Source organism: Sphingomonas sp. (assembly GCF_036677245.1).
Taxonomy (GTDB): Bacteria; Pseudomonadota; Alphaproteobacteria; order Sphingomonadales; family Sphingomonadaceae; genus Allosphingosinicella.
In genome coordinates, this window is the sequence record NZ_JAKFCG010000088.1 from 13,358 (window position 1) to 25,534 (window position 12,177).

10 protein-coding genes and 1 tRNA gene are annotated in these 12,177 nt (G+C 64.5%); 9 read left to right on the forward strand and 2 right to left on the reverse strand.

Annotation, left to right across the window (positions count from 1 at the left end; genetic code table 11):
- The first annotated feature begins 153 nt into the window (after positions 1 to 153).
- The 4 genes from V6M48_RS10555 (at position 154) to V6M48_RS10570 (ending at position 4,604) form a co-directional block, all read left to right on the forward strand.
- Positions 154 to 438, forward strand: coding sequence for a hypothetical protein (locus V6M48_RS10555; RefSeq protein WP_332812500.1), 285 nt, complete (start codon positions 154 to 156; stop codon positions 436 to 438).
- 78 nt (positions 439 to 516) lie between these two features.
- Positions 517 to 591 (forward strand) — tRNA-Glu (locus V6M48_RS10560).
- A 202-nt stretch (positions 592 to 793) separates the two neighbouring features.
- Positions 794 to 3,016 (forward strand): TonB-dependent receptor, encoded by a 2,223-nt coding sequence (locus V6M48_RS10565; RefSeq protein ID WP_332812501.1) that lies wholly within the window; start codon positions 794 to 796, stop codon positions 3,014 to 3,016.
- 142 nt (positions 3,017 to 3,158) lie between these two features.
- On the forward strand, positions 3,159 to 4,604 hold the full coding sequence (locus V6M48_RS10570; protein WP_332812502.1) for a sensor histidine kinase: 1,446 nt from the start codon (positions 3,159 to 3,161) through the stop codon (positions 4,602 to 4,604).
- A 169-nt stretch (positions 4,605 to 4,773) separates the two neighbouring features.
- On the opposite strand, the gene V6M48_RS10575 is transcribed toward V6M48_RS10570, so the two are convergent.
- Together V6M48_RS10575 and V6M48_RS10580 are read right to left on the reverse strand one after the other, a co-directional pair.
- Positions 4,774 to 5,460 (reverse strand): cysteine hydrolase, encoded by a 687-nt coding sequence (locus V6M48_RS10575; RefSeq protein ID WP_332812503.1) that lies wholly within the window; start codon positions 5,458 to 5,460, stop codon positions 4,774 to 4,776.
- A 22-nt stretch (positions 5,461 to 5,482) separates the two neighbouring features.
- Positions 5,483 to 6,262 carry a short-chain dehydrogenase/reductase gene (locus tag V6M48_RS10580; RefSeq protein WP_332812504.1) on the reverse strand — a complete coding sequence of 260 codons (780 nt, stop codon included), beginning with the start codon at positions 6,260 to 6,262 and terminating at the stop codon, positions 5,483 to 5,485.
- Positions 6,263 to 6,623: 361 nt separating this feature from the next.
- Here V6M48_RS10580 and V6M48_RS10585 point away from each other — a divergent pair, with 361 nt between their 5' ends.
- The 5 genes from V6M48_RS10585 to V6M48_RS10605 all read left to right on the forward strand — a co-directional run bounded on the left by V6M48_RS10585 (position 6,624) and on the right by V6M48_RS10605 (position 12,155).
- The gene (locus V6M48_RS10585) at positions 6,624 to 7,196 is read left to right on the forward strand and encodes a hypothetical protein (RefSeq protein ID WP_332812505.1); all 573 of its coding nucleotides are present in this window, start codon (positions 6,624 to 6,626) and stop codon (positions 7,194 to 7,196) included.
- Between the two features lie 327 nt (positions 7,197 to 7,523).
- Positions 7,524 to 8,285, forward strand: coding sequence for a crotonase/enoyl-CoA hydratase family protein (locus V6M48_RS10590; RefSeq protein ID WP_332812506.1), 762 nt, complete (start codon positions 7,524 to 7,526; stop codon positions 8,283 to 8,285).
- A gap of 72 nt (positions 8,286 to 8,357) precedes the next feature.
- The gene (locus V6M48_RS10595) at positions 8,358 to 9,530 is read left to right on the forward strand and encodes a thiolase family protein (protein WP_332812507.1); all 1,173 of its coding nucleotides are present in this window, start codon (positions 8,358 to 8,360) and stop codon (positions 9,528 to 9,530) included.
- A gap of 8 nt (positions 9,531 to 9,538) precedes the next feature.
- Positions 9,539 to 9,970: a Zn-ribbon domain-containing OB-fold protein gene (locus V6M48_RS10600; protein ID WP_332812508.1), complete on the forward strand. Its 432-nt coding sequence runs from the start codon at positions 9,539 to 9,541 to the stop codon at positions 9,968 to 9,970.
- A 37-nt stretch (positions 9,971 to 10,007) separates the two neighbouring features.
- On the forward strand, positions 10,008 to 12,155 hold the full coding sequence (locus tag V6M48_RS10605; protein ID WP_332812509.1) for an acetate--CoA ligase family protein: 2,148 nt from the start codon (positions 10,008 to 10,010) through the stop codon (positions 12,153 to 12,155).
- Positions 12,156 to 12,177 lie beyond the last annotated feature (22 nt).

Genomic DNA, 12,177 nt, shown 5'->3' on the forward strand with positions numbered 1-12,177 from the left:
CGACCTTCCATCGAGGAGCGGCGCCCGCAACCGGCTGATCTGTCTGAGGACCGACATAGCAAGGAAAGCAGGAACCCCCGCTCCCACCGGAGCGGGGGTTTTTCTTTGGCCGTCACATCCTCCCCGAACGGCCCGGGGCAAACAGGAGGCGTTATGAACGGGCATATTGCGATCGATTTCAGGCCGGGGAGCGACGCCGTTCCCCGCATCCTGCGGATCGTCTCGGGCGAAGGCTATGATCTCTACGGGCTGCACCTGGTGCCGAGCTGCGCCGAGCGCGCGACGTTGATGATCGACATCGGTCGCCTCGGCTGGGTGCAGCTCGCCGCGCTCGAAGCGAGGATCGGCGGGCTCGACGGCGTGCTTGCGATCATCCACGCCTCCCCCACCCCCGCTGCGCCCAAAGTGGCGGCCGCGGCCGCGCGCGTAGCGGCGTGACGCGCTGCGCGCGCCGCAACTTCCTTGACAGGCGAGCCCCCTCGCCCATATGCGGCGCAGCTTGCAGCGCTTGCGCTCGGCCCCTTCGTCTAGCGGTCAGGACGTCGCCCTCTCACGGCGAAAACACGGGTTCGATTCCCGTAGGGGTCACCAGCTATCAAGCGCCAAATGCTTGATCCGGCATTGGGTTCAATGCCCTTCCGATGAGCGTCCTAGCCTACCCCCTCTCCCCGCTCTCACCGACGGCGAAGCCGCTCGCGCTGTAGCCGGTGCCGAGGCGCGCGGAGATGATCGGGCCGCCTTCCACCATTGCGGAGTATCCGAAAGCGGCTGTAGGCTGCTGAAAGGGGGCCTTATGGACGGACGCGCCTGGGGAACTTGCCTGCGCGGCATAGCCCGATGGCAGCGGGCTCTGATCCTGAGCGCGCTGGCCGTGCTCTGCCCGCAAGCTGGTGCCGCTCAGGGGGCGTCCAACAGCGACGATCAAGAGACTGTCGTGGTGACGGCTCAGCGCCGGCCCGAGCATCCTCAGGATGTCCCCATCGCCCTCACCGCAATCTCGGGCGACGAATTGGAGCAGCGGCAAGCAACCGAAATGCGGGACCTCGGCAAGGTCGTGCCGAGCCTTGTGATGATGCGCACCGGAGCATTCACGCAGCCGTACCTCCGAGGCATTGGCAAGCGATCCACCTTGGGGGTGGAGAACAGCGTGGCGACCTACGTCGATGGGGTCTATCTCGCGTCGTCGATCGGCGCCCTGCTCGACCTCCGCGGCATAGAGCGGATCGAGGTCCTGAAGGGCCCTCAAGGAACCCTGTTCGGGCGCAATGCGAGCGGCGGGGTCATCCAGATCATCACGCGCGACCCGACGTCGACGTCATCGGCCGAGGCGATGCTGGGCACGGGCTTCTACGGATATGCTCGGGGCGACTTGTATGTGACAGGGGGGAATGATCGCATCGCGGGGAACCTGGCGGTGAGCCTGTCACGCAACGGGGGCTATGGGACGAACCACTACACTGGTCGAACCGACCAGGGTGCCGTCGACCACAGCCTCGTCGCACGGAGCAAATGGATCTGGCGGGCCGATGCGCCGCGGACGATGACCCTGGCGGCGGACTATCAGGACAGCGATCACGATTTCTCCTTTCGTCCCGTCGCAGCCTTTCCGCCAATCGGCCAGCCGCGTGTGCAGGGCTTCCGGGACGGCGACCAGGATGAGCCAAGCCGCTATCGCTTGCGCTACGGCGGCATGTCGCTCAGGGCGGATACCGAGCTTGGCAGCCTGACTTTCATGAGCCTGACTGCCCTGCGCCGGTTGCACGCGCGCTTCGCCGCGGACCTTGATCAGGGGCCTTTACCCTTATGGTCGGGTGCTCCGACCGTTGAGCAGAAACAGTTCAGCCAGGAATTTCAGCTGTTGTCGGCCAAGAATTCGCGCCTCCAGTGGACCGCCGGCCTCTATTACATCCGGATCGTAGAGCGCTACGATCCGACCAGATTTGGCTATGGCGGCGCTTATTCGGCCCTTCTGGGAGGTCGGCTTCGGCAGACATTGTTCGCCCGCGGCGACACGTCGTCCTACGCCGCTTATGGCCAGGCAACTCTGCCCCTCGGGCACGGGACCCGAGCGACGCTCGGCATGCGCTACACGATCGAACGCCGGTCGGTGAAGGCAACCGGGGAGCAGCTGTACGACAACCCGCCCTACGTCCGCCGCATCCCGGGCCTGCCGCTGCTGAGCGAGGAGCCGTTCCGGGACAGCGAGACCTTTCGGGAATTGACATGGCGCGCCTCGCTCGACCGACGCTTCTCCGATGAGGTGATGGGCTATTTTGCAGCAAGCCGGGGCTTCCAGAGCGGCGGCTGGAACCTCCAGACGCCGCAGAACCCTCCGTTCGGAGCGGAGAGGCTCGACAATTTCGAAGCCGGATTGAAATATGGAGAACGCTCGCAGCGCTTTTGGGCGGACGCGAGCCTGTTCTATTATGATTATTCGGACGTCCAGGTTTCCGCCATCACGCCAATCGGTTCGGTGACCGCGAATGCGGCTTCGGCCGAAGTCTATGGCCTGGAGTTGCAGCTTGATGCGAGAGCGAACCGCAAGACGCGATTTGGACTTGGTGCCCAGTTCCTGCAAAGTCGCTTCAAGCGCTTTCCCAATGCGACGTGCGTCAATTACGGTTCAAGCGCGCCCATCCCTTATGCGCCGTTCGCCTGCGATGTAACGGGTGGCAATTTGCCTTTCGCTCTCCGAACCAAGTTAAGTTTCGCCGCGCATCGGAACGTTGCATTGGGCAGACATGGCGAATTGGTGCTAAGTGGAAGCCTGGCCTATAATTCCGGCTACTTTTCGGAACCGGACAACGTCGTGCGGCAGAAGGAATTTGCAACGGTTGATGCCTCGGTTGAGTGGCGGCTTAGCTCGCGCAGTCCATCGGTCCGCTTCTGGGTACTCAATTTGACCAACAGCCGACATTACGAGAGCCTGGCGACCCAGCCGACCGCCGGCGTTCTTCAGAGGCCGGCGCCACCGCGCCGGTTTGGCGCCACAATGGCCTTGAGATTTTTGGAGTAACAAGACGGGAACATCTGTGCCGCAGGACCATCGAGGGCTCTTCAATACACCGCCAGACCGGCGACAAATCCGGTTAAGTCTGGCGCTTGTCGGTCTGCTCTTCGGCGCCGTCCTGCTGATATTGCCGGTTAGAGACGTTCGGTTGGCTCGTATCGATGCGTTCGTCCCGATAATCAATTCGATCCTGCTCGTCAGCGATCTGATCATCGCCACGATACTTTATGCTCAGGCCAGGGTTTTCCGATCGCGGTCGCTGACGGTCCTGGCCACAGCCTTTGTCTTCACCGCACTGCTTGTCATTCCGCACACGCTCACCTTTCCAGGGGCGTTTCACCCGGACGGATTGCTGGGCGCCGGGCTCAACACGACATCATGGCTCGCGCATTTCCGGCGGCTCGGGATTGCCGTCGGCATAATAGCCTACGTCGTGCTCAAACAGGCGGATGCGCGCGCACGGCCTGGATCGGAGCGGCGATCCCCCAACATCGCCGTGGCGGCGTTGACGGCAATTGCCTTGGCGACAGGAGCTACGATGCTCACGACGATCGGGCACGACTTGCTCCCGCAGATTTATCTCAATCATTTCGAAGTAATCTACCGCCATGCATTTGCGACTGAGCTCGTGATATTCTCATTCTTCCTGGCTGCGATGGCGTTGCTCTATTCGAAGAGGAGTTCAGTGCTTGACTTGTGGCTGCTGGTCGCGGTTTCCAGCTGGCTGGCCGAATCGCTGCTGATCATGACCCTCGCGGCCCGCTTCACGGTGGGCTATTACTATTTATACGCTGTGATATTGTTCGCCCATCTTCTCATATTGTTCGCGCTGATTACCGAATCCCAACGGCTTTATGCGCGGCTGGCTCGGTCGACGGCGGCGCGAATTCGGGAACGTGAGGCAAGATTGGCCTCGCTCGAGGCAATGGCACGTGCGATCTCCTATGAAGTCGGGCAGCCGCTCTCCGCAGTCACCAACAATGCGACCGCTGGCCTGAACTGGCTCACGAACACGCCGCCAGACCCGGAAAAGGCTGTCGAAGCGCTGCGCGCGACGCTCGAGGCGGGGCAGCGTACCTTCGACGTCGTCAAGAGCACCCGGGCGATGTTCGCCAGGGAACCGGCTACGACATCCGAATTCTGCCTGAACGAGCTGGTGCGGGAGACAGCGTCATTGCTGGATACGGAGCTGGCCGCCAATCAGGTCGCGCTGCGACTGCAACTGGATGAGGCACTGCCGCCGATCCGAGGGAATCGCAGCCAGCTGCGGCAGGTGCTCGTCAACCTTTTCACCAATGCGATCGAATCGCTGAATGAGCCCTCCTGCCGCCTTCGCGAAATCGAGATCCGCACGATGTCGCTCCCCGACCGCGACGTGCTGCTCGAGATCAGCGATACCGGCCCAGGCATCCAGCCGGACGCGACGGCGCGCATCTTCGAAATCTTCTTCACCACCAAGGACACCGGCACCGGGCTCGGCCTCTCACTCTCCCGCAACATCGTCGAAGATCATGGCGGCCGCATCTGGGCCTCGCCGAGTGAGGAACATGGCGCGAGATTCTACCTGCAGCTGCCGCGCAGCTACCTGCACTAAGGCGAGCCCCCTCACCCATCTGCGGCGGCACAACGGCAATCCTAACGGGTACCGAGCTGCGGTGCCGACATTCGGGCCGGAATCGAGCTTTGCGCCCCACGGCCTGTAAGCTCGCGAGACCGTTCACTCGGCGCGATTCATGCGAGCTTCGATCCCGCGTCGCCGGCCTTCAACCGGCCGAAATCTCTGCCTGCGCAGTAGCTTGCGGAACAGCCGAACCATCCTCCAGCGCCCCGATGAAATCGTCCACCGTGATCACATCCGCCGCCAGCACCCGCATCGTCAGCACCGATGCGTCGTGATATTCGGGTGAGGAGGAATAGCAGCAATCCTCGATCAGGATCGTGCGATAGCCGTGCTGGACCGCGTCGCGCAAAGTGTGCTCGACGGCGATGTTGGTGGCGAGGCCCGCGATGACGACGGTGTCGATACCGAGCTGATCGAGCAGGCTCTTGAGGTTCGATTCGTGGAAGCCGCTCGACTTGCCGTGCTCGACGATCGGATCGCCCGGCTCGGGCGTGAGCTCGTCAACGACGGCAGCGCCGCGGGTGCCTTTGCGCATGGACTGGGTGCGCGAGGCCGCGATCATCAAAGGATCGTAGATGCCCTTCTCGGACGGGAGCGGATCGAGGACGACGTTGAGGTAGACCACGTGCACGCCCGCGCGGCGGGCGGCTTCTATGGCGGCCTTCATCCGCTGCAAGGTGCCGCGCTTCCTGATCTGGGGCCCGAACATCGCGCCGAACGGCCGCGATTCGTCGATCACGTCGTTCTGCCAATGGGCGACCAGCAATGCCGTTTCGCCCGGCACGAATTCGAGGCCGCGGTTCGCCCTATTCTCCTGCAACAGCTTCATGGCACCTCTCCCTCAAAGGGTTTCATCTTTTGTTCGTTATGCCGCCGTCGACGTTGATGACGGTCCCCGACGTATAGCCCGAAAGTGGGGACGCGAGAAATATTATGGTTGCGGCGATCTCGTCGACACTCGCGCTTCGGCCGAGCGGAAAGGCGGAAGCGAGTTCTTGCCAGCGGCCGGCATCTCCGAGCTTCTCCAGCGCCTTTTTCTTGAGGATCCTGGCCATGCGATCGGTGTCGACCGGGCCGGGATTGATGCCGACCACCCGAACGCCTTTGTCGATGCTGTTCGATCCGAGCGTCTTGGTGAAGGCGATGAGCGCGGCATTGCCGACCGAGCCGGCGATATAGCCCGCGTCGAGCATCTCTCCCGCGGCGCCGATCACGTTGACGATCACGCCGCCCGAGGGCCGCGAGGACATTCCAGCCATGTAAAGCCGCGAGAGGTCGATGTAGCCGAACACTTTGACGACCCACGCCTCGCGCCACGCCGCCGGCCCGACTTCGTCGATCGTGCCGGAGGGGATGTCGCCGGCGTTGTTGATCAATATGTCGATCTCGGGCCGCCAGCCGTGGATCCGGTCCGCCGCATCGTCGTCGCTAAGATCGACCGCGAACCATTCGACCCGTGCCTTGGGATAGGCGCTGGCGAGCTTATTCGCGGAAGCCTCGAGGTCCTTGGCGGTCCGCGAGACCATGAACAGCTCGCAACCCTCCTTCAGGAACCACTCGGCGACCGCCAGGCCGATGCCGCGGCTGGCGCCGGTGACGAGCACCCTTTTTCCAGCAAGACCCAAATCCATGATCCACTCCCTCCATTGAGACCGCTGCAAACGGTGCCGAGTCACCAAAAGCCGTTCGGGCAAAAACCGTTCGGCCTGAGCTTGTCGAAGGCCTTTCCCTTCTATGGTCAAGAAAGGAGAGCGGTTCGACACGCTCACCGCGAACGGAGTTTTGCAGCGGTGCCTCCATCGCCAGGCGCACGCCAGGCCGCTGCGAACGAGTAAAGGAGGAGCCGCACAAGCGCGTCAACCAAGCGCCGCGCCGGTCCGCCCTCCCCGGCTCCAGCGATGCGGCGATGCTCAAGCCATTGACAATGATCGCCGCCAGCCGCCACGCTCGCCGGACAATTCGCAATCAAACTCGCAACGAAACGGGCCAGACTTGCAGGACTCTCCTCCTCCCGAAATCCAGTGGTTCAACACCCACTATATTCCGCCCGAGGATCGCCTGCGCCTGGCGTGCGCGCTGGCCGCCGGCGGGACCGAGACATTGTGGGTCACCCAGCGCCTCGCCAATGCCTTGGTCAAGAAGCTGCTCGAATGGCTCGACAAGCAGACCGTGCAGGATCGCCGCTTCGCCGAAGTCGATCATCGGGTCGCGCAGAAGTCGGCGCTCGCCAGGGCGCCCAAGCAGGCGCCGCGCCAACTCCCCGAGGCGGAAAGCGAGGGCGCGGGGTGGCTGGTGCGGTCGGTCGGCATCAACAGCGGCAAGAACCTCATCATCCTCACTTTCAAGGGCGACGCCGGCAAGGACGATGCCGCCAAGGACGATCCCGCCAAGAACGATGTCGAGCGCGCGCTTCGCCTGCGCTTCAACCCGCAGCATCTGCGGCAATGGCTCAACGTCCTCAGCAAGCAATATCGCCGCGCGGGCTGGCCGGGCGACGTCTGGCCCGACTGGATGATCGAGGCGGCCGGGCATCAGCCGAGCGTCACCTCGGACCTGCTGCATTGACGCGGCGGCCGCTCGTTGCAGCGGCCGCGTGGCCCATTCGACACGCTCCGCCAACTCCCGAGCTTTTGGGCCTGCAGCCTTTGACTAAGCGCTTGAACAGCCCACTTTTGCGCTGTAGCAACTGGTCTCACGATAACAGATGCGGCAGCGATCGCGTCATGGGAGGACATCGGAAATAGCGGCTTCCTAGCCGATTGCGCCATTCCGCAAGCCATTCCTCGAACCCCTTCCCCAGACGACATGGGGGAGCGGCGAACGAGGCAGCGCTTCGCGGGCCAATCAACGGGTTGTCCGCGTTCCTGTCCCGAACACAAAGGAGAGGATGCAATGGCCGACGAGCCCGTCGTGACTCGTGAGATCAGGGACAATCTGGCGATCATCACGCTGAACCGTCCCGAGAAGCGCAACGCGCTTTCCAACCGCATCTTCGTCGCGCTGAAGGACGCCTTCACCGACATCCCCGAAAGCGTCGAAGTCGTGATCATCACCGGCAACGGCGATCATTTCTGCGCCGGGCTGGACCTCGCCGAGTATAAATTGACCCCCGCCTACGAGGGCATGCTCTACTCGCGCTGGGGCCACAAATTGTTCGATTCGATCCAATATTGCGGCCGGCCGGTGATCGCGGCGATGCACGGCGCGGTGATCGGCGGCGGGCTCGAGCTCGCCTCCTGCGCGCACATCAGGGTCGCCGACCGGACCACTTTCTACCAGCTTCCCGAGGGGCGGCGCGGCATCTTCCTGGGCGGCGGCGGCACGGTGCGGATCGCGCGCCTGATCGGCGTCGGCAGGCTGACCGAGATGATGCTCACCGGCCGCCGGATCGACGTCGACAAGGGCGAGCAGCTCGGCCTTTCGCATTATGTCGTCGAGCCCGGCAAATCGATGGAGACGGCGCTCGAGATCGCTAAGAACGTCGCCGCCAACGCCAAGATCTCCAACTATATGATGCTCAACGCGCTGAGCATGATCGAGGACATGCCGGCGCAGGCCGGGCTGTTCGCCGAGGCGGTCGCGCAGGCGCTGACCCTGACCTCGCCCGAGGCGCAGCAGGGCATCGACGCCTTCCTGACGCGCAACAAGAAATAGAGCGCATGCCAACCGCGGGAGAAAGCCCGATGCGCGCGATGAACCCAACGAGCCTGAAAAGGAGCTGTCGCCATGGCGCTGCGTGACAATGCGATCGTCGCTTATGCCGAGGCCAAGCACGAGATGCGCAGCGGCCGCGACGTCTGGGACTATGCCGGCGAGATATTGGATGCGTTGCTCGAGCGCTCCGGCCTCGAGCGCGAGGAGATCGACGGGGTCGTCTTCACCCCTTCGGCGACCGGCGCCAAGACGCCGATGTGGTCGCAATCCTGCCTCGACTATCTCGGGCTCGAGACCAATTTCACCGACACCACCGATCTCGGCGGCTGCTCCGCCACCGGCGGCATCGCGCGGGCCGCGGCGGCGCTCGACGCCGGCTATTGCGAGACGATCGTCCTGATCAACGCCGACACGCCGAGCACCGAAGACAATCTGATCATGCGCTCGTTCCACCACGAATGGGCCGATCCCGAAGGCCTGCTCGGCCCGCCCGGCGCGTTCGGGCTGCTGTCGCGGCGCTACGACCATCTCTACGGACTCGATCTCAACGCGCTCGGTAAGATGGCGGTGGCGCAGCGCGACCATGCCGTGCTCAATCCCAATGCGGTCGAGAAGCTCCGCCAGCCGATCACCGTCGAGGATTATCTCAACTCGCGGATGATCGCCGATCCGCTTCGCCTGCTCGATTGCGTGATGATGTGCGACGGCGGCAACGGCTTCGTGATGATGAGCAAGAAGCGCGCGCGCGAGAAAGGCTATTCGCGCTTCGTCGTCCCGACCGGCTACGGCGAGCGGACCAATTACAAGCTGGCGCAGAACGACCTCGAGCCGACCGAATCCGGCCATCGCGCGGCGGGCGAGAAAGCGTTCAGGCAGGCGGGGATCACCCCGCGCGACGTCGGCTCGTTCCACCCTTACGACGATTTCCTGATCGCGATGATGATCCAGCTCGAGATGCTCGGCTTCTGCAAGCCGGGCCAGGGCGCCGCCTTCATCAACGAGACCAATCTGCACTTCGACGGCGATCTGCCGCTCAACACCAGCGGCGGCCAGATCTCGGCCGGCCAGGCTGGGCTCGCCGGCGGCGGCACCAATCTCGTCGAGGCGGTGCGCCAGCTGTTCGGCGAAGGCGGCGAGCGACAGGTGAAGAACACCGCCAACGCCCTCGTCACCGGCATCGGCTGGATTCCCTACGGACGAAACTGGGGAAGCAGCACCGCCCTCGTCCTGACTCCAGACGCGTGAGGCCAGACATGAGCAAGCCAGCCAACGACACGCTTTCGGTTCCGCGCGATCCGATCCGCCACGCCAATTTCAGCATGCCCTTCTGGGAAGGCACGCGCGAGAAGAAGGTGATGGTGCAATATTGCCCGCGCACCAGCCAATATCAGTGGTTCCCGCGCCCCGTCAGCCTGTTCACCGCCCGCCGCGACCTCGAATGGCGCGAGGTCTCAGGCCATGGCGAGATCTTCAGCTACACGATCGCCAATGTCGGCAACGGCCCGTTCCGCGGCCACGAGCCCTATCTGATCGCGCTCGTCCGGCTCGACGAAGGCGTCAACATCATGGCCAACATCGTCAAATGCGATCTCGACGACATCAAGATCGGGATGGAGGTCGTGCCCTTCTGGGCGCCCCTCCCCGACGGCACCAACCTGCTGATGTTCCAGCCCGCCGGCGCCTGACGCCGCACGACAACCAGATTTTTTGAAAGAGGATAAAGTGGGAGAGAAGAGCCAGGGAGCCGGGATTACCGGACAGGCGCAACTGCAGACGGCGGGCATCGAGCAGATGATGCGGCCGCGTTCGGTCGCGATCATCGGCATGTCGTCCAAGCCAGGCACGCCGAGCCACACCGTGCTCAGGAATTTGCAGACCAGCGAGTTCAAGACGAAGATCCATCTCGTCGGCCGCAGCGGTGGCGAGATCGAAGGCATCCCCTGCCTCACCAGCATCGACCAGCTTCCCGAGGGCGTCGACCTCGCGATCCTGATCGTGCCCGCCGACGCGGTGCGCGAGACGGTCGAGGCCTGCATCGCGCGCGGCGTCAAGAGCGCGGTCTGCTTCTCGTCGGGCTTCGCCGAAACCGGCGAGCAGGGCCGCAAGGAGCAGGAGGAGATCGGCCGCATCGCCCGCGAAGGCGGCCTGCCTTTGGTCGGTCCGAATTGCGTCGGCTATTTCAACTATGTCGACGCCTTTTCGGTGATGCTGGTGCCGACCCCGCTGCAGCGGCCCGAGGACGACGGCCGCCCTGGCGTCGCGATCGTCTGCCAGAGCGGCGGCATCGGCCACCATCTCGCCTACACCTTGCAGCAGCGCGGCGTGAACGTTTCCTACATGGTCACCACCGGCAACGAGGCGCATCTCGGCATCGCCGACCTCGTCGGCTTCTTCCTGGCCGACGACAAGACCGGCGCGGTGGTCTGCTACGCCGAGCAGATCCGCCGCCCGGCCGACATGCTCGCGGTCGCCAAGCTCGCGCGCGACCACGGCAAGAAGATCCTGCTCCTCCACCCCGGCAAGAGCGCCAAGGCGCAGGCCGCGACCGCCTCGCACACCGGCGCGCTGACCGGCGATTACAAGGTGATGCGCACGTTGCTCGAGGATGCCGGCATAATCATGGTCGACGCGCTCGAGGAACTGATCGACGTCTCGCAGATCGTGCTGCGCTATCCCCACCACGATGGCGAAGGGCTCGGCATCGTCACCACCTCGGGCGCCTTGTGCGGCATTTCGGAGGATTATGCCGCCGAGCTCGGCCTCGACATCCCGCCAATGTCGAAGGAGACGGCCGACAGCCTCAAGGGCAAGCTGCCCGATTACACGCCGCCGCGTAATCCGTTCGACATGGGCACCCTGCCCGCCTGGCAGCCCGACCTGCTGCGGGTCGGCGCCGAGGCGGTGCTCGCCGATCCGGCGATCGGCAGCGTGATGATCTCCAACCCGTCGGTCGGCCCGCCGATCTCGACCGCCTTCGCATCGATCGCGGCCGCCCTGCCCGCCGACAAGCCGATCGTCTATGTGATCCATAACGAGGATTGCCCGATCCCGCAGGAAGCGGCGAAGATCCTCGCGGACAACAAGATGGTGGTGATGCGCTCGCCCGAACGCGCGATGCGCGCGCTCTCCGCCCTCACCCGCCACGCCCGTCAGCGCCGCGGCTGGAGCGAGCCGGCGATGCCGCAGCCGTTCGCCGGCCTGCCCGCGCTCGGCGGCGGCACCCAGCCCGAATGGCTGGGCAAGCAGGTCCTCGCCAAGATCGGCATCGCGGTCCCCGAGGGAGGGCTCGCCAAATCGGCCGACGAGGCGGTCACGATCGCCGCGAAGATCGGCTATCCGGTTGCGCTCAAGGCGCAGGCCGCCTCGCTCGCGCACAAGAGCGACGTCGGCGGCGTGCTGCTCAACATCGCCGACGAGGCGGCGCTACGCAGCCACTGGGGCAAGCTCCACGGCAATATCGAGCGCGCCAAGCCGGGCCTCGCGCTCGACGGCGTGCTGGTCGAGAAGATGGGCGAGCGCGGCGTCGAGCTGGTGGTCGGCGCGCGGCGCGATCCCTCCTGGGGACCGGTGCTGCTGGTCGGCATGGGCGGCGTGTGGATCGAAGCGTTGGGCGACGTGGCTTTGCTCCCGGCGCTCGCTTCGGAAGCGCAGATCGTCGAGGCGCTCTTCAGCCTCAAGAGCGCCAAATTGCTGCGCGGCTTCCGCGGCAGCCCGCCGGTCGACGTCGACGCGGTGGCGCGCGCGGCGGCGCAGGTCGGGCGGCTGATCGCGACCAGTCCGGAGATCACCGAGATCGATGTCAATCCGCTGGTCGCCTACGGCGAGGGAAAGGGAGTCGTCGCGCTCGATGCCCTGATCGTGACGCAATGAGCGTGCCGAGCCCCATCCCCGC

Bases quoted from the DNA above. Each gene is read 5' to 3' on its own strand.
- V6M48_RS10555 (WP_332812500.1), top strand. From the start codon at position 154: ATGAACGGGCATATTGCGATCGATTTCAGGCCGGGGAGCGACGCCGTT.
- V6M48_RS10565 (WP_332812501.1), top strand. From the start codon at position 794: ATGGACGGACGCGCCTGGGGAACTTGCCTGCGCGGCATAGCCCGATGG.
- V6M48_RS10575 (WP_332812503.1), bottom strand. From the start codon at position 5,460: ATGAAGCTGTTGCAGGAGAATAGGGCGAACCGCGGCCTCGAATTCGTG.
- V6M48_RS10580 (WP_332812504.1), bottom strand. From the start codon at position 6,262: ATGGATTTGGGTCTTGCTGGAAAAAGGGTGCTCGTCACCGGCGCCAGC.
- V6M48_RS10590 (WP_332812506.1), top strand. From the start codon at position 7,524: ATGGCCGACGAGCCCGTCGTGACTCGTGAGATCAGGGACAATCTGGCG.
- V6M48_RS10595 (WP_332812507.1), top strand. From the start codon at position 8,358: ATGGCGCTGCGTGACAATGCGATCGTCGCTTATGCCGAGGCCAAGCAC.
- V6M48_RS10600 (WP_332812508.1), top strand. From the start codon at position 9,539: ATGAGCAAGCCAGCCAACGACACGCTTTCGGTTCCGCGCGATCCGATC.